Origin of the sequence: Microvirga sp. 2MCAF38 (assembly GCF_052115485.1) — a bacterium.
Taxonomy (GTDB): domain Bacteria; phylum Pseudomonadota; class Alphaproteobacteria; order Rhizobiales; family Beijerinckiaceae; genus Microvirga.
On the sequence record NZ_JBFRGU010000001.1, the window covers coordinates 858,659 to 875,055 of the forward strand.

Below are 16,397 nucleotides of genomic sequence, written 5' to 3' on the forward strand. Positions count from 1 at the left end.
TCAGGTGTTCCCGGGCGCGCGTGGTAGGAGGACTCTAAAGAGTGCCCCCTGCCCGACTTCGCTTTCGATGATCAAGCGACCCCGGTGACGGTTGACGATATGCTTGACAATGGCAAGTCCGAGACCTGTCCCACCTTTCTGTCGGCTCTGCACCACATCCGCGCGATAGAACCGTTCCGTCAATCTCGGCAGGTGCTCGGGCGCAATGCCGGGGCCGTAATCCTGAACGGAGAATTCCACCTGTGAGTTCTCCCCGTCGCATTTTAGAACCACGTCCACACGAGCGCCGCTCTCGCCGTATTTCACTGCATTCTCGATCAGATTTTCGGTAACGCGGAGAAGCTCGTCTCGGTCGCCCAGAACCGTCACCGGCTCGCTCGGCAACTCCGTCGCGATCACGACGCCACGCTCCTTCGCCAAAGGCGACAATGTGTCGATCATGTGGGTGACGATGGAGACCAGATCGACAGCAGCATTGGGCGGCACGTGCGCGCGCATTTCGATGCGCGACAATGACAAGAGATCATCGATCAGGCGGGTCATTCGCTGGGCCTGCTCGCGCATGACTTCCAGAAAACGGTCGCGGGCGGTGAGGTCGTTTCGGGCAGGACCCTGTAGGGTCTCGATAAACCCGAGAAGCGACGCCAGCGGGGTGCGCAGTTCATGACTCGCATTGGCGACGAAATCCACGCGCATACTCTCGAGACGCCGCGCCGAGGTGAGGTCGCGGAAGAACAGGACTACGCCAAGCCGCGTGTCGGTGTTCTCGGCACCGACACGGAGCGGACTTGCGTGCACCTCAAAAGCACGCTCTGCCGGAACGCGCTCCGAGTACTCGGTCTTGAGAGGTTCTCCGGTCTCGAGCACGGTGTCGATAGCGCCTAGAACGTCGGGGCTACGCAGTGCGAAGGACAAAGGTTGCATGGTCTGCAAGCCCGGCAGAAGAGTTTTAGCCGCCTCGTTTCCCTCAACGACGATCGCGCGCCTGTCCACGAGAATGACCGGATCGGGAATATGAGCAAGAAGCGTATCGGCCACCCCCAGATGCCCCGGTCCTTCGATGCGCCGCCCCGCACCGCGTCGACCCTCTCGCAGGACGCCCTCTAGAGCAGCGATGAGAATCAGCGCCAGAAATGCGGCAATCGCGATCCAGCTTATCTTGGGCCCCTGCCACACGACGACGCCGCCCACGAGGATGCCTGCAATCAAGGCTCCACGAAGCGCTGCCGCGAGGCCCGAATGCCGAGCGGGCCGATCTTCGGATAGAAAAAACTCTAAAGGAGCAGGCATGGTTTGCTCGAAACTCGCTTAACACTTGATTCAAAGAGAAATGCCTCTGAATCATGCGTTCTTTCAATGGCTTAGAGCGTGATCAGCAAATGATACATTTCGCTTTGTCGATCTCGCTCCCGACAGCTCCCTGAACGAATCTCCTCGTCGCGGAGATCAATTCCTATAAATTAGCTGCATGAAGGATCAATGTCGTCGGTCTCGAGAGACTTTCGCGCCGAGCCGATGCGATTGAGGATTTCGTAGGCGCCAAGCATCGCAAGAGCGACGACGAAGGGCACGAGATAGTAGCAAAGTCGATAAAGCAGCAACGCGCCGAGTACCGGCTCCCGAGGGTATTGCCGAAGAGCGATCAGGATCGTGGCTTCGAAGACGCCGAGCCCACCGGGTGCGTGGCTCGCCACGCCGAACATCACCGCGAAGATATAAACTGCGAGAAAAGTTTCGAAGCTGAGATTGTGACCGCCCGGCAGCAGCACAAACAGCACGCCCGCCCCGGCGCAGACATCTCCCGCTCCAATCAGCATCTGCGCCGCGGAAAGGCGAAAGCCAGGCAGTTCCAGGCGCCAACCTTGAATTCGGACGATTCGCTTCTTCAGCGAAATCCACATCAGATAAGCAATCACCAGCCCCGCCGCGGCGACACCGATCAATTGATTGATATGAACGTTGGAATAATAAACGAGATTGGCGACGTCATCCGCACTGCCGACCATGCTCCAGGCGAGGATGAGCGCCATCCCGAGCCAGAAGGTCACGCCGGCGATCACAGTCAGACTGGCGATCCGGCCGGGGCCGACGCCTCTCGACCCATAAATCCAGTATCGGACCGTTCCGGCAGTCAGGAGAGGAAACCCCAAGGTGAAACTGATCGCGTAACTCGTGAAGGACGCGAGTGCCGTCGTCCGATACGGCACGTTCAGTTTCAACTGCTTGAGCGCCAGGGCGTCATAGCACGTGAGAAGGCTATAGCTGACCGCAGTCAACAGAACGGCGAGACCGATCTGGCGGCCACTCGCCGCCGTGAAGGCGGATTTCAGCTTCTCGGCGTCCAGGTCGGACACGACATGCCAGAGAACGAGGACGGAAGCCGCAAAGATCAAGATGCTGGCGATAGTGCCAATCCAGGCAAACCGGCGCCGGCGCGCGCCAGCACGCCCTGCCTCGCCTTCGGCCTCTATCGGAACCGGCTTCGGACTCACGTCGTTCATGCGAGAGAAAAGATCACTTTGGTCGACAGCCCCAATTTCCGGTCCTTGGTCTTCCCGCATTTATGGGCTCTGGAAGAGATCCGCCAGAGGCCAGCGTTCATTACAGCGCCGCTCAAGAAAGAACTACTGTTTGACTGAAAAAAGTCACAGGTTAAGGTTGTGACTCTGGTTTGGTTGCTATGTAGAGTGCTTCCGCTTTCATGCGAGAGCCATGGACCAGGCACCTTGAGGTCGCGAGTGGAAGTCAAAGACAACGACACCGGATTTTCTCGTTTCGCAGATAGCTTGCCGCAAATTGTCTGGACGAGCGATCCGCGCGGGTCTTTCGCATACCTCAACCGGCGCTGGTACGACTTTACTGGGCTCGATGCGAGCCAATCCCTTGAAATGGAATGGCTTCAGTTCGTTCATCCGGATGATGCTCGGGTGATCTGGAAGGCCTGGAAGCGCTCCGTCGATGCGGGCACCCGTTTTGAAGCGGAGTTGCGCCTCAGGTCCGCAAAAGGGGCCTATTCCTGGTTCCTCTGTCAGGCTCTTCCCGCGCGGGACACGTCCGGTAGCGTCGCGGGGTGGTCAGGCGCCTTCACGAATATCGATACCCAGAAAAACGCCGAAGAAGCACTTCGCCGCACGGATGAGCAACACCGTCTCGCGCTCGAAGCCGCAGGCTTGGGAACGTGGAGCCTGAACGTTGGAACCGGCATTGTGAGCTGGGACGAGCAGGCCTGTCGTCTTTTTGGCGCCCCGCCCGACCATTTGCGTCGCATTGCGCTGGAGGATGCATTCTCCACCATTCATCCGGACGATCGCCCACGGCTGCGGGATTATGTTGCATCCGCTCTGGCTCCGGAAGCCGACGGGCGGTATCTGACGGAATTCCGCGTCGTTCTGCCTGACGGCAACATTCGATGGATCCGATCGGAGGGGCATGTCGTCTTCGCGGGCGAAGGCAAGACCCGCCACGCGGTTCGCCTCTCGGGGACTTGCGCAGATGCGACCGAGCGACGCGCATCGCAGGAAGCACAACAGCTTCTGACGCGCGAGCTCACCCACCGGGTCAAAAATCTCTTCGCCATCACGAGCGGCCTCGTCTCGATGACCGCGCGCACCGCACGGGACCCCAAGGATATGGCGGATGCCTTGCGGGGTCGGCTCGCGGCTTTGTCGCGTGCGCATGAGCTGGTTCGCCCGACGCCTAGCCCTGAGGGTGGGCAACCCAGCTCTTCGACAAACCTGGCCCGCTTGATCGAGGCTATCATCGCCCCCTACAAGCAAGAAGGCGACGACCGGATCCTGACCGAGGGCCCCCCGGTCGAAGTGGAGGGTAGCGCCATCACGAGTCTTGCCCTGGTCCTGCATGAATTGACCACCAACGCCGCAAAATACGGCTGCCTTTCAACACCGAGCGGCAAGCTTACAGTTCGTTGGGACGTCGATGACGAGACCGTCAGACTGCTCTGGACGGAGATGCACGGCCCCCGCCTGACGGAAGCCCCCACCTTCGAAGGGTTCGGCCATCATCTCGCGCAACGAAGCATCGGCGGGCAATTGGGCGGCACGCTCGAACACGATTGGCGGCCCGGCGGCCTCGAGGTGCGCATGACCTTGCCGCTCGCCCGCCTTTGCCATAAAGCGCCGTGACCGCCGTTCGGGGATCGGAGCTTGAAAGTCATGGCCGGGCATAATCTCGCGCTATCCTCCCGCCGCGTTCTCATCCTGGGCGGCGCCCGGTCGGGTAAGAGCCGGACGGCGCAGGAATTGGCGGAAGCAAGCGGTCTGGAGCCGATCTACGTGGCGACCGCACAAGCCTGGGACGATGAGATGCGTGAGCGCATCGCACATCATCGCGCCGCCCGCGATGGACGATGGCGGACCCATGAAGAACCGATCCATCTCGCGGATGCCATCCGCTCGCAAACAAGCGCATCTCGCATCGTGCTTGTTGATTGCCTGACGCTTTGGCTCTCCAACATCATGCTGGCCGAACGCGATCTTGAATCCGCCATGGCGGTTCTGGATAAGGCGGTAGTCGGAACGGCGGGCTCCCTGGTGCTCGTCTCGAATGAAGTCGGTCAGGGAATCGTGCCGGATACCCCGCTCGGACGTGCCTTTCGGGATGAGCAGGGTCGTCTCAACCAACGCATGGCCGCCCTTTGCGACACGGTGATCCTCGTCGCCGCAGGCTGTCCCCTGGTGATCAAGCCCGCACCCGTCTTGAACGTGACGTTCTCATGACCGCGCACACGCCCACCATCATGATTCAGGGCACCGGATCGAATGTCGGGAAATCTGTTCTCGTCGCGGGCCTCTGCCGGCTCTTCACGCGACAGGGTCTGCGCGTGCGTCCCTTCAAGCCGCAGAACATGTCGAACAACGCGGCTGCTGTGGAAGGCGGCGAAATCGGACGTGCACAAGCCCTGCAAGCGCGTGCCGCGCGCGTCGCTCCGAACGTGCATATGAACCCCGTTCTGCTGAAGCCTGAGACGGATCGTCGTTCGCAGATCATCGTGCAAGGTCAACGGTTCGGGCAGCTCGATGCGGCAAGTTACCGAAGCCGCGAAAGCCTCCTCCCTTTTGTTATCGACAGTTTCACAAGACTCGGCGACGGCGCGGACCTCATCGTCGTGGAGGGTGCGGGCAGCCCGGCTGAAACCAATCTGCGCGCGGGCGACATTGCGAATATGGGCTTTGCCCATGCGGCTCGGGTTCCCGTCATTCTCGTCGGCGACATCGACCGTGGCGGCGTCATCGCGAGTCTTGTCGGAACCCACGCCGTTCTCGACTCGAACGACCGCGCACTCATACGCGCTTTCCTGATCAACAAATTTCGCGGCGATGCACGCCTCTTCGACGAAGGCGCGCGCACGATCGAAGACATGACGGGATGGAATGCTCTCGGAATCGTACCTTGGTTCCCCGCAGCGCATAAACTGCCCGCGGAAGACGCTATCGATATTGCTTCGACCGGACAATCGGATTGCGGCTTGAAGATCGCGGTTCCGATCCTGCCTCGCATCGCGAATTTCGACGATCTCGATCCTCTCAAGCTCGACTCATCCGTCGCCCTGACGATGGTGCCGCCGGGCTCCCCGCTGCCGGGCGATACGGATCTCGTCATCCTGCCGGGATCGAAGGCGACGATTGCCGATCTCGCTTTCCTGCGCGCTCAAGGATGGGACATCGACATCAAGGCGCATGTGCGTCGCGGCGGCCATGTGCTCGGATTATGCGGCGGATATCAGATGCTCGGGCGAGCGATTGCAGACCCGCACGGTGTCGAGGGCAAGCCCGAACAGGTCGAGGGATTAGGTCTTCTTGACGTCGAGACTTATCTTGCCGCCGACAAGACCGTGCGCACGGTAAGGGCCCTGCACAAAGCCAGCGGCACGCCGCTATCGGCCTACGAAATCCATATGGGGCGCACGGATGGACCCGACACTTCCCGCGCGCCGTTCGCGCTGGATGGCTGTCCCGAAGGAGCGTCGTCCGCGGATGGGCGTATTCTCGGAACCTATCTCCACGGACTGTTCTCTGCCGATGAATTCCGCTCCGCATTTTTGCGGAGCCTGCGCCCGGAATTATCGTTCGACGACCTTCGTTACGAGGTAGAAGTCGAGCGCACGCTCGACGCTCTGGCCGATCATCTCGAACAACATCTCGATGCGCAGCGCATTCTCGATATCGCGCGTACGGGACTTTGATCAGCGAACCTTCGTCTTCACTTCACTTGCAATGGCATCGATGGCGGCCGACGTCGAAGGGCCACCGCAAATCATCAGGTTTCCAGCGATGAGCAGGCGTCGGTCTGCCGGAACCGCGTCAGCGAGCGCAGGATGCGTCAACAAGGCAGAGCCGTTGTCGATCGTGCGACCGACCGCTTCATCCATCATGAGATAATCGGGCGGTGTCGTCACAAGGCTTTCGAGACGGGAAACGCCGCCGCGCCGCAGACCGAGCTTCTCCTGCTGAAGTGCAAAGCCCATATGACGCAGGATTTCGCTCACCAGCGAGTCGGTGGAAGGCACGAAGCCACGGCGATAATAGACAAGAACGCTGCGCCCCGACGGCACGATATCCTTCGCTCGTGCGAGCGCCGCATCGATCTCGGCAATCAAGGCCTCACCGCGTTCTGGATGACCAATGCGTTGCGCAACCTCACGGATCTGTTTTCGTCCGTGATCGAGGTTGCGCCAAGGTTCGAGTGTCAGCACGTCGAAGCCCTGCCGCTTCAAAAGAGCCGTTCGCGCCTGCTGGCCGAAGGTCCCGGCGAGAACCAGGCCGGCTCCGCTGAACAGGATGGTCTCCCCCTTCCCTGAATTGACAGGGATGTCGTCGACACGATCAGCGAGAAACGAGATCGAACGATCCTTCGCAAGCGGGCTCAAGGATGCAATTTGGCTTCTCTCGGCCAGCGCCAGCAGCAATTGATCGGCGCAGAGGTTGAGCGACACGATCCGCTGCGGGCGCGTTTGCGCCACGGCCGCTTCGCTCCAAAGCGCCAGAGTGGCGAGAACAAGCCATCCCAGGAACCTCTGTTTGGAGAGTTGCGGCATCGAAAGAGAGCCTCTATGAGACAAGCATTGACGTTGGTGCCCCGATGATCGGGGTGAAACGGGAACACGGTGCGGATGTCTCATCCCATTCCGTGGCTGCCCCCGCAACTGTAAGCGGTGAGCGGCGGTCCTTCATGCCACTGTTGCTCCACGCGCGGCAAGCGCAAGAGCATTCGGGAAGGCGGACTGCCTGCTACGACCCGCGAGCCAGGAGACCGGCCTGCGTCGTCACTCATGCCATGTTCGCCGGTGGGGCGAGCAGGAGGTCTCTATGTCGAAGTCTTCAGCCCGCGTTCTCGCGGCGGGTCTGTCCCTGTGCCTTATCCAGATTGGTGAGGCTTACGCCCAATCCCCCTCCACGCAGAATCAGACCATCGCACTTGATGAAATCGTCGTAACCGCAACGCGCACGCCGCTTGATATCACCAAGGCAGGCAGCGCCATCTCGGTCATCACTGCGGAGGAGATCGCAAAGGAATCGCCCAAAAGCCTGGCCGACGTGCTGCGCCGCGTGCCCGGCCTGTCGGTGGTCGAAGCCGGAGGTCCGGGGAGCACGACGCTGGTGCGTATTCGTGGCGCGGAATCAGGCCAGACACTCGTCCTCATCGATGGCGTGCGCGTAAACGATCCCTCCTCTTCCGCAGGTGAATTCGATTTCGCCAATCTTGTCGCAACCGATATCGAACGCATCGAGGTTTTGCGCGGCCCGCAATCCGCCCTTTACGGGTCCGATGCCATCGGCGGCGTCATCAATGTCATCACACGCAAAGGCGAAGGTGCGCCGCGCTTCAACACAAGTGTGGAAGCAGGATCCTACAGCATGAAGTCGGTGCGTGCCGCCGTCTCCGGCGCCAGCGGGCCACTCTCCTACGCCTTTTCATTGACCGGTTTCGATACGGCGGGTTTCTCGCGCTACGGTTATCGCATCGGGCGCATCGAGAACACCCGTCTCTGGCCGCTCGAGCCCGACAGCGCCCAACGCCTCGGCGCCTCGGGTCGTGTCGGCGTCACGCTTTCACCGGATGTCGAGGTCGAATTCGGCGGCTATGCCAGTGGGAACAACGCTCAATACGACGCCGCGTTTGGCGAGTTCCCCGATACGCCATCCCGGTCTCGCCAACAACTTCTCGAGGGCTATTCGCGCCTCACCGCCTACACGTTCGACCGCGCGCTACGCAACACGGTCATGGTGTCAGCGACGCGCACGCGACGCGACTATCGTGACGTGAGTTACTTCGGCTTTCCGCTCTCCACATCCAGGTCGAACAGCGACTATGCCGGTGACAGAGTCGCTGCGGAATACCAGGGCGATCTCAATCTCGGAACGTTCGGCCTCCTCACCTTCGGCGCGAAGCTGGAGCGGGATCGGCTTGTCTCCACATCACGCGACGTGCTCCCTTTCCCCGGCCCGGTGATCGAGACGAACGATGCCGCGCAAACGACGCGTTCCGTCTTTGCGCAGCACCAGATCACTCTTTTCGAGAATCTACATCTCTCGTTCGGTGGGCGCTTCGACGACATCGTCGATGGTGACCGTTTCGGCACATGGCGCACGACGGCGGCCTATGACATTCCCGGTAGCGACACGACGCTTCGCGCAAGTCTCGGTACCGGCGCGAAGGCACCGAGCCTATTCCAGCAATTCGACCCGACCTATGGAACGCCGGGACTGGAGGCGGAGCGCTCCGTCGGCTTCGATATCGGATTCGACCAGCGCATGATGAACGACCGGCTCACGCTTTCCGCGACATTCTTCGCGAACCGATTCCGTGATCTCATCGATTTCACGTTCGATGCGAACGCCTGCGCACCTGCTCAAGTCTATGGTTGCTATCTCAACATCGACCGGGCGCGCAGCACGGGCGTCGAACTATCGGCCGACATGGACATCGTGCCCTTACTTCTGCGCATGAAGGCGGTTTATACGCACACGGAAGCGTTTGACGAGGAGACGTCCTGGCGTCTTGCGCGGCGACCCGCCGACACCGGACGTCTCGGCCTGATCGTGACACCGATGCAGGGGCTTTCCATCGAACCAACCGTCATTTTCACCGGCACGCGCTTTTCGTCACCGGGTGAGCAGAACAAGCTGCAGCCTTATGCGCGCTTCGACATCTATACGGCGTACAAGGTCAACGAGACGTTCAGCCTCTTTGCTCGGGCCGAGAACCTGACGGATGCCCGGTACGAAGAGGTCTATAATTACGGCACGGCCGGTCGCTCGTTCTCCGCGGGCTTGCGCGCCACCTGGTAGAGAGGCTCACAGCAGCGTCGCGGCCAGCAGCAGAGCGATGAGCACTGCCTGCAAGCCACAAGCGGCGCGATAGACGACAAGGGCGCGGCGGATGTCGGCAATGCCGGCCTCTGTCCGCCCATCACCCATCCATTGATCCTGCACCTTCACGCCGCCGTAGACGCGCGGGCCCGCGAGGCGAAGACCGAGCGCACCCGCCATCGCCGCCTCCGGCCAGCCAGCGTTGGGCGAGCGATGATGCCGTGCGTCGCGCAACACCGCACGTAACGCGGCACCCGCCTTGCAACCCGGCACAAAAGCTGCAGCGCTGGCGATCAGGAGAGCCGATAACCGAGAGGCAGGAAGGTTGATCCAATCGTCGAGACGCGCCGCCGCCCACCCGAAGGCCTCATGACGCGGCGAGCGGTGGCCGATCATGCTATCCGCCGTGTTGACGGCCTTGTAGGCCACGCCACCAGGCAATCCTGCAAGGGCGAGATAGAAAGCAGGGGCGACGATGCCGTCGGAAAAATTCTCCGCCAGACTCTCGATGGCCGCGCGGGCCACCGCCGCCTCGTCCAATGTCTGCGGATCACGGCCGACGATCTGCGAAACCGCCTGCCGACCCTGCACCAGACCGACTTGCAAACCATCAGCCACGCGAGCGACATGGTCATGAAGGCTGCGCTGGGCTACGAGGCTGCTCGCAAGAACACCAGAAAGGATCACCGAAAAGCCATCGAGGACGGCCTGCGCTCCGACTTCGTAGGTAATCGTCAGCCCGAGCGACATGACAAGAACTGCGGCCAGCGCAAGAATGCCAAGCCGACGACGGAACGCGAACGAAAAATCCTCCCGGTTGAATCTCGTGTCGAGGCCTGCGATCAAGGCACCGATCCACGTGACCGGATGGCCGATACGAGCGAAAAACCACGCTGGGTAGCCGCAAACGCTCTCGACCGCGAGGGCGATCAAGGCGACGGACAGGCTGGCGGAAAAAACGGTCATCGGGTCTGGAGTAGGAGAGGAAGACGAGCCATGCATCACGGCGGCAACCTTCATGACGCAAAAACTCTGTTTCCGGAAGCGCCGGAGCCATGGCTCGACCTATCCACAGGCATCAACCCCAATGCCTATCCCTTCACACCGCCGGATCCACGTGCCTATACGCGCCTGCCCGCACCGCAGGAGCTTCGTCGTGTGGAAGAAGCCGCTGCGCGGGCCTATGGCGTCGGCGACGCCACCCGCATCGTCGCAGGCGCGGGATCGCAGGCTCTGATCCAGACACTCCCTCGCCTGCGTTCGCCATCCAGGGTCGCCATACTGGGTCCCACCTATAACGAACACGGGATCTGCTGGATCCGCGAAGGGCACCACGTCACGACCGTCTCCGATCTCGCCGAAGCTTTTGCGCAGAACGCCGAAGTCGTCATCGTGGTGAACCCGAACAATCCCGACGGGCGCGTCATCGGACAAGAGAGACTCGCCAAGGCTGCGGCGCGACTTGCGAAGAATGACGGTTGGCTCGTGATCGATGAGGCGTTCGCTGATCTTGAGGACGGCATCTCGGTCGCGTCTCTCGATCTGCCCGCGACAATCGTGCTCCGCTCATTCGGCAAGGCCTATGGCCTCGCGGGGGTGAGGCTCGGTTTCTCCATTGCACAGCATGAATTGAGCGAAAGAATTCGAAGCGCTCTAGGCTCCTGGCCCGTGGCAGGCCCTGCCCTGTCCATCGGCTTCGATACGCTGACGGACGGCATTTGGCTCGAACAGCAGAAGCTCATCGCGCAGAAAGCGGCCACCGATCTGGACAATCTTCTCATGAAAGCTGGCTTCGCCATCGTCGGCGGAACGAAACTCTTCCGACTCGCCCACCATGAAGAAGCCTGGGCCAGATTTGAGAGCCTCGCGCGCGCAGGCATCTGGGTTCGAAAGTTCCATCATGACCATGCCGTTCTCCGCTTCGGATTGCCGCACGAGGATGATGCAGCGCGCCTTGAATCCGCTCTGCGCGCTCTTTGAAATGGCTTTTCGAGGGAGTGGCCGTTCGTCGCAACGGCTTCTTGGCCATAGTTTTACACTCAAGCTGACCCATTCTGAACACATCACGACGCCACCAGAGACCCACGTGAAATAAGCAAGGACCGCAAACCCGCTCAGCGGCGAAGCGGCCTCCCTCGGGGGTATTCTGTATGACTGTCGAACTGACAGCGTCTCACGACGCTTGCCAGGCCTCAGCCTATGTCGCACTAAACGACACCACGATCTGGCTTCAACCGCGCCGCATCACGCAGCGCACTTCATCTGCATCGCACAGCCGAACACTTCTTCGCCTAACGGCGAGCATCGGTATGGGTGCCTTCCTCACTTTCGCGACAGCCTCTGCCGCGAAGGCGCCATCCGGATCTCTGGAAGATCCCGGGAACCTCCAAATCCTCGATCAGGATTTTCCCTCCCCCACCGCAATGCCAGCTGTCTTGCGCAGCGCCATCGCCGTTTCGCAACTCACCACTCAGATTGTGTCGATCGAACCCGCACCAGTCCGACTGACAGGTGGATACGATCCGTTGCAGATCATCGTTCCTGCGGAACCGGTGGAGACGGCAGACCTCCAGGCGCAGATCATTGCATCGAAGGCGCCGCTCATCGGCGAACTCACTTCGCCGATCGAGAAGCTCTTGCAGGACGATAAGATCTGTATCCAATTCGAAGAGCACTGCGTGCCGCGTTGGCTCGTCGATACGATCCTGCGCGCGGCCGATGCCGCGGGCGTCGATCCGGTCTACATGATGGCGCTGGCCGATAAGGAATCGAGCTTCGCCCCGAGTGCGAAAGCCGGCACATCGTCAGCGACGGGTTTGTTCCAGTTCATCGCCGGAACGTGGTTGCAAGTGATCCAGGAATTCGGCTCACGCCATGGCATGACAGCGGAAGCCGCGGCCATTCGATCCGTGGACGGACAGCTCACGGTGATCGATCAGGCCATGCGGGAACACATTCTCGGTCTACGCAACAATGCCTATGTCGCCGCTCTCATGGCGGCCGAAATGACAAAGCGTGATCGTAACCTGATCGAGAGCAGGATCGGTCGCTCCATCAGCCGCTCTGAATTCTACTTCGCGCATTTCTTCGGCGTGGACAGTGCCAGCAGGTTCATGCGTCTCGTCGACAACAGGCCGAAGCAAAGTGCGCAACGGGTATTCCCGGCGGCAGCCAAAGCCAATCGCACACTCTTCTTCAAAAAGGCCGGTCGCAAGACGCGCCAACTGACGATCAGCGAAGTCTACGATAAGATCGACGCCATGATCGACCGGCGGCTCGGCGTGTATGAAGATGTCGCGTCACTCGTATTCGTGAAGGAGAAGACGAGCGACTCGAACATCTAGAGCATGATCGGAACAAGTGGAAACCGATTGTCCGCCCGGATGATGCGGCATCAAACTCTAGGCTTCCGTCGGCTCGGGCTTCTTCTCTTCGGCGTTCTGATTCATCGGTGAGCTTTCAGCACGCGGGCTCAAGCCCGCTGTCGCAGCGCTGTTGGGCGCGATGTCCACAAAGCCGCCTTTCGCGGCGGGACGGCTCTGGATGCGGATGCGAATGACGATGAAGACCGTGAGCGCGAACATCACGGTTGCGGAATAGATGAAGAGTCCATTCGGGCCGAGCCTGTCCATCGACAGCGCACCGAGAAGCGGACCGAGGGTCACACCGGCAGCCCAGGAAAACAGAAGACTGCTCACCGTCGAGATGATCTGATCCGGCTCGACGAGATCGCAGGCATGCGCCACGCAGACGGAATAAACGCAGAGCGCCAACCCGCCCCAGGCCGCGAACGTGAAAATGATCAGGCCGGGTGGCGCGTAGATGCTGGCAAAGAGAATGAGAAGCGACAGAAGCGTCGTACCGCCAGCCAATCCGCCGATCACATAACGCCGGTCGAAATGATCGGAAATCCAGCCCATCGGCCATTGCAGCAGGAGGCTGCCGGCCTGAAGCGCGACCAAGAGGGAAGCGGCCTGATCCTGGCTCAGGCCGATGCTGGTGCCGAAGACCGGCGTGATCGCGATCACGGGGCCGTTGGCGAGGCCAACGACAAAAGATCCGACGACGGCGGAGGGCGCCACGGCGAACAGGCCGCGGATCCTGACCTTTACCCCAAGCGGAGGCGGCGGCTCCTCGGTGAGCGTGGCGGAAATCGGGAGCAGCGAGAGACACATCATGGCGCTGATCCCCATGAAGATCCCCTCCGTGTGAATGTCGCCAAGGCCGATCCCGAGCGGTGAGAGCATCAAGGCGATCTTCGTCGAGACCATGTAGATCGAGAGGGTACGGCCACGGTGGGTATTGACGGCGCGCGCGCTGATCCATCCATCCGTGACGGTGAAGATGCAGGCGAGTGTCATGCCGCTCAGGCCGCGCAATACGAACCATGCGGCTGTCGTGTGAGCTTGCGTCATCGCCAGAACGAGAACGGCGGCGAGCGCGGCCAAGCTTGCGAAGGCACGGATGTAGCCGATGCGCCTGATGAAGGCCGGAGCCATGAAGCACCCGGTCGAGAAACCGAGACCGTAACCGGCCGCGACAAGACCGATGGACGAAATGGACAAGCCTTCAGCCTGCATTCGCAGCGGCAGAAGCGCTTGAAGCAAGCCATTCCCGGCCTGCAGCAATGTCGCCGCGACGGTGATCGTCCAAATCAGGGAGAGAGATGAGCCCACAACGGAAACAGGGGAAGAATCTTCAGAAAGAAGCGTCTGCAATCATAGACGGCAGATAGCGGGATAGATCAAGATCCGCGACGACAATCATCGCGGCTCTTTTCAGATCGGCGTAAATAACGACTAAACTGTAGGGGAAAACGCGTTAAGGCGCGGCGTCGCTCCAAGCGACGCGATCGGCGGGAATGCGAGAGAAACTCGAGAATAAATAATATCCGTTATAGCGCACCCCGGTCTCGGCCGCCTTTGAATCGAAGCCGAACGGTAAGTCGCGGGGAGCATCGATACGTCCTTCGAAAGCCCAATGAGGTTCGGTCACGAACCGCGGAACCGTGAGTGCTTCAGGTACGGCGCACACAAGACCGTCGGGCCACTTACTGCGAAATAGGTTGTATGACTGCATCACGCTTCTCCCTGGCGTTTTCTTTATACCAACGGACTATGCACCACACATGGGCGAGACTGTGTCGCTGCGGCGCAAAGGTTGAGGCGGGATGGCGGAACCGTGGTTCTCCTTGTTAGGATACGGCGCCAGCCCGTTCAGGCTCGCCAAAAATCACACGAGGGTCCGCACGCGATGATCATTCAACAAACCAGAACGAGTTTATTCTGGCTCAATCTGATGACAATAAGTTGTCTGTCGGCATCAGGAGCGCTTGCGCAAGCCGTCGCACCTGCCCCGGAGGCTCCCACCGGCCGAGCGACCAAGTCGTTCACCACGACGACCAAGGACATGGTAGCCGCCGCCAATCCGTTGGCAGCACAAGCGGGGCGCGAAATCCTTGCCGCAGGCGGCAGCGCAGCCGATGCGGCGGTCTCTGTCCAACTCGTTCTGAACCTTGTCGAACCGCAAAGCTCGGGGATCGGCGGCGGTGCGTTCATGGTGTTCTGGGACGGCAAGACCATGACGACCCTTGATGGCCGTGAGAAAGCTCCCGCCTCAGCAAAGCCCGAGCGCTTCCTCGGGCCCGACGGCAAGCCGATGAAGTTCTACGATGCCGTTGTCGGTGGACGCTCCGTCGGCGTTCCGGGAACGGTCAGGCTTCTGGAAGCTGCGCACAAGCGCTGGGGCAAGCTGCCCTGGAAGCAGGTGATCGAGCCTGCCGCACGCCTCGCCGAGGACGGCTTCACCATCTCACCGCGCCTGAACGGGCTTCTGTCTCAGGAAAAATACCTTCAGAACGACCCGACGGCCCGCGCCTATTTCTATGACGCCGAAGGCAAGCCCAAAGCCGCCGGCACGGTCCTCAAAAATCCTGCCTTTGCGCGCACCCTCCGGACGCTCGCCGAGAACGGCGCGGACGCCTTTTATTCCGGCGAGATCGCCAATGACATTGTGTCTACTGTCACCGGGCACACCACTAATCCGGGCGACATGACGCTGGATGACCTCAAGGCCTACGCGGTCGAGGAGCGACCTGCCCTTTGTGGTCCTTACCGGATCTACAAGATCTGCGGCATGGGTCCACCAAGCTCGGGGGCCATCGCGGTCCAGCAGATCCTGGGGACCCTGGCCACGCTGGACATGGCGGCCTTGAAGCCCGGGCCTGACGCTGCTCACTGGGTGTCTGAGGCCGGGCGGCTCGCTTTTGCCGACCGGGCTCTTTATGTCGCCGATCCGGCCTTCGTGAGCGTCCCGGTCCAGGGGCTGATCGATAGCGGTTATCTGAAAAGCCGTGCCGCTCTGGTCGACCCGGCAAAGTCCATGGGTAAGGCAAAACCGGGTGAGCCGCCGTTTCAGAAGACTTTTCTCTGGGGAGCGTCGGACGGCATCGAATTCGGAACGAGCCATATGTCTATCGTCGATCGCAACGGCAACGCTATCTCCATGACGACGACCATCGAGGACGGGTTCGGCGCGAGGCTCATGACCAGGAGTGGTTTTCTGCTCAACAACGAACTGACCGACTTCTCTTTCGCGCCTGTCGAAGACGGCAAGCCCGTGGCGAACCGGGTCGAGGCAGGCAAGCGCCCCCGCAGTTCCATGGCCCCGACCATCATTCTCGACGGCAACGACAAGCTTTACGCCGTCGTCGGCTCTCCGGGGGGCAGCCTGATCATCAACTATGTGGCCAAGACCCTGGTCGGCATTCTGGACTGGAAGCTTGATCCACAAGTGGCCGCCGATTTGCCGAATTTCGGCAGCCGCAACGGCCCGACCGAGCTCGAGGCCGGTACGGAGGCAGAATCCTGGAAGGCGGGGCTCGAAGCCAAGGGTCACGACGTCAAGCTGATCGACCAGAATTCGGGCATTCATGCCATCGTCATCACCCCGAGCGGCCTTGTCGGCGGCGCGGACAGTCGCCGCGAAGGGGTTGCCATCGGCAACTAAGACGGGCATCAAAACGTCCCGGTGGCGACGCGGGGACGCTTCAAGGAGAGCCTGGCAACG

At 60.9% G+C, this 16,397-nt stretch carries 12 protein-coding genes and 1 riboswitch; of the genes, 7 read left to right on the plus strand and 5 right to left on the minus strand.

Going from position 1 to position 16,397, the window contains the following annotated elements; all coding sequences use genetic code 11:
• Both AB4072_RS04020 and AB4072_RS04025 read right to left on the minus strand, forming a co-directional pair.
• Positions 1 to 1,290 carry an ATP-binding protein gene (locus tag AB4072_RS04020; RefSeq protein WP_441965602.1) on the minus strand — a complete coding sequence of 430 codons (1,290 nt, stop codon included), beginning with the start codon at positions 1,288 to 1,290 and terminating at the stop codon, positions 1 to 3.
• Positions 1,291 to 1,460: 170 nt separating this feature from the next.
• Complete coding sequence (locus tag AB4072_RS04025) at positions 1,461 to 2,501, minus strand: lysylphosphatidylglycerol synthase domain-containing protein (RefSeq protein ID WP_441965603.1); 1,041 nt, start codon at positions 2,499 to 2,501, stop codon at positions 1,461 to 1,463.
• A gap of 237 nt (positions 2,502 to 2,738) precedes the next feature.
• Here AB4072_RS04025 and AB4072_RS04030 point away from each other — a divergent pair, with 237 nt between their 5' ends.
• From AB4072_RS04030 to AB4072_RS04040, 3 genes are read left to right on the plus strand one after another with little or no spacing between them, the layout of a single operon-like run.
• Positions 2,739 to 4,142, plus strand: a complete 1,404-nt coding sequence (locus AB4072_RS04030; protein WP_441965604.1) for a sensor histidine kinase — start codon at positions 2,739 to 2,741, stop codon at positions 4,140 to 4,142.
• A gap of 30 nt (positions 4,143 to 4,172) precedes the next feature.
• Positions 4,173 to 4,736: a bifunctional adenosylcobinamide kinase/adenosylcobinamide-phosphate guanylyltransferase gene (gene cobU / locus AB4072_RS04035; RefSeq protein WP_441965605.1), complete on the plus strand. Its 564-nt coding sequence runs from the start codon at positions 4,173 to 4,175 to the stop codon at positions 4,734 to 4,736.
• On the plus strand, positions 4,733 to 6,202 hold the full coding sequence (locus AB4072_RS04040) for a cobyric acid synthase (RefSeq protein WP_441965606.1): 1,470 nt from the start codon (positions 4,733 to 4,735) through the stop codon (positions 6,200 to 6,202). The genes cobU and AB4072_RS04040 overlap by 4 nt, the downstream gene beginning before the upstream one ends.
• Here the strand turns inward: AB4072_RS04040 and AB4072_RS04045 are convergent, their stop codons facing one another.
• Positions 6,203 to 7,054, minus strand: a complete 852-nt coding sequence (locus AB4072_RS04045) for an ABC transporter substrate-binding protein (RefSeq protein ID WP_441965607.1) — start codon at positions 7,052 to 7,054, stop codon at positions 6,203 to 6,205.
• A 17-nt stretch (positions 7,055 to 7,071) separates the two neighbouring features.
• A riboswitch (cobalamin riboswitch) is annotated at positions 7,072 to 7,292 on the plus strand.
• Between the two features lie 33 nt (positions 7,293 to 7,325).
• Here AB4072_RS04045 and AB4072_RS04050 point away from each other — a divergent pair.
• Positions 7,326 to 9,308, plus strand: a complete 1,983-nt coding sequence (locus AB4072_RS04050) for a TonB-dependent receptor plug domain-containing protein (protein ID WP_441965608.1) — start codon at positions 7,326 to 7,328, stop codon at positions 9,306 to 9,308.
• Between the two features lie 6 nt (positions 9,309 to 9,314).
• Here the strand turns inward: AB4072_RS04050 and cbiB are convergent, their stop codons facing one another.
• Positions 9,315 to 10,295: an adenosylcobinamide-phosphate synthase CbiB gene (cbiB, locus tag AB4072_RS04055; protein WP_441965609.1), complete on the minus strand. Its 981-nt coding sequence runs from the start codon at positions 10,293 to 10,295 to the stop codon at positions 9,315 to 9,317.
• Positions 10,296 to 10,325: 30 nt separating this feature from the next.
• Here cbiB and cobD point away from each other — a divergent pair, with 30 nt between their 5' ends.
• Both cobD and AB4072_RS04065 read left to right on the plus strand, forming a co-directional pair.
• Positions 10,326 to 11,309, plus strand: a complete 984-nt coding sequence (cobD, locus tag AB4072_RS04060; RefSeq protein ID WP_441965610.1) for a threonine-phosphate decarboxylase CobD — start codon at positions 10,326 to 10,328, stop codon at positions 11,307 to 11,309.
• Positions 11,310 to 11,479: 170 nt separating this feature from the next.
• On the plus strand, positions 11,480 to 12,673 hold the full coding sequence (locus tag AB4072_RS04065) for a transglycosylase SLT domain-containing protein (protein ID WP_441965611.1): 1,194 nt from the start codon (positions 11,480 to 11,482) through the stop codon (positions 12,671 to 12,673).
• Between the two features lie 57 nt (positions 12,674 to 12,730).
• Here the strand turns inward: AB4072_RS04065 and AB4072_RS04070 are convergent, their stop codons facing one another.
• Positions 12,731 to 14,005 (minus strand): MFS transporter, encoded by a 1,275-nt coding sequence (locus AB4072_RS04070; RefSeq protein ID WP_441965612.1) that lies wholly within the window; start codon positions 14,003 to 14,005, stop codon positions 12,731 to 12,733.
• Between the two features lie 622 nt (positions 14,006 to 14,627).
• Between AB4072_RS04070 and ggt the strand changes: the two genes are divergently transcribed.
• Positions 14,628 to 16,337 (plus strand): gamma-glutamyltransferase, encoded by a 1,710-nt coding sequence (ggt, locus tag AB4072_RS04075; protein WP_441965613.1) that lies wholly within the window; start codon positions 14,628 to 14,630, stop codon positions 16,335 to 16,337.
• Positions 16,338 to 16,397: the final 60 nt, after the last annotated feature.

Coding starts and splice junctions, on each gene's coding strand:
- AB4072_RS04020 (WP_441965602.1), bottom strand. CDS start 1,290: ATGCCTGCTCCTTTAGAGTTTTTTCTATCCGAAGATCGGCCCGCTCGG.
- AB4072_RS04025 (WP_441965603.1), bottom strand. CDS start 2,501: ATGAACGACGTGAGTCCGAAGCCGGTTCCGATAGAGGCCGAAGGCGAG.
- cobU (WP_441965605.1), top strand. CDS start 4,173: ATGGCCGGGCATAATCTCGCGCTATCCTCCCGCCGCGTTCTCATCCTG.
- AB4072_RS04040 (WP_441965606.1), top strand. CDS start 4,733: ATGACCGCGCACACGCCCACCATCATGATTCAGGGCACCGGATCGAAT.
- AB4072_RS04045 (WP_441965607.1), bottom strand. CDS start 7,054: ATGCCGCAACTCTCCAAACAGAGGTTCCTGGGATGGCTTGTTCTCGCC.
- AB4072_RS04050 (WP_441965608.1), top strand. CDS start 7,326: ATGTCGAAGTCTTCAGCCCGCGTTCTCGCGGCGGGTCTGTCCCTGTGC.
- cbiB (WP_441965609.1), bottom strand. CDS start 10,295: ATGACCGTTTTTTCCGCCAGCCTGTCCGTCGCCTTGATCGCCCTCGCG.
- cobD (WP_441965610.1), top strand. CDS start 10,326: ATGCATCACGGCGGCAACCTTCATGACGCAAAAACTCTGTTTCCGGAA.
- AB4072_RS04065 (WP_441965611.1), top strand. CDS start 11,480: ATGACTGTCGAACTGACAGCGTCTCACGACGCTTGCCAGGCCTCAGCC.
- ggt (WP_441965613.1), top strand. CDS start 14,628: ATGACAATAAGTTGTCTGTCGGCATCAGGAGCGCTTGCGCAAGCCGTC.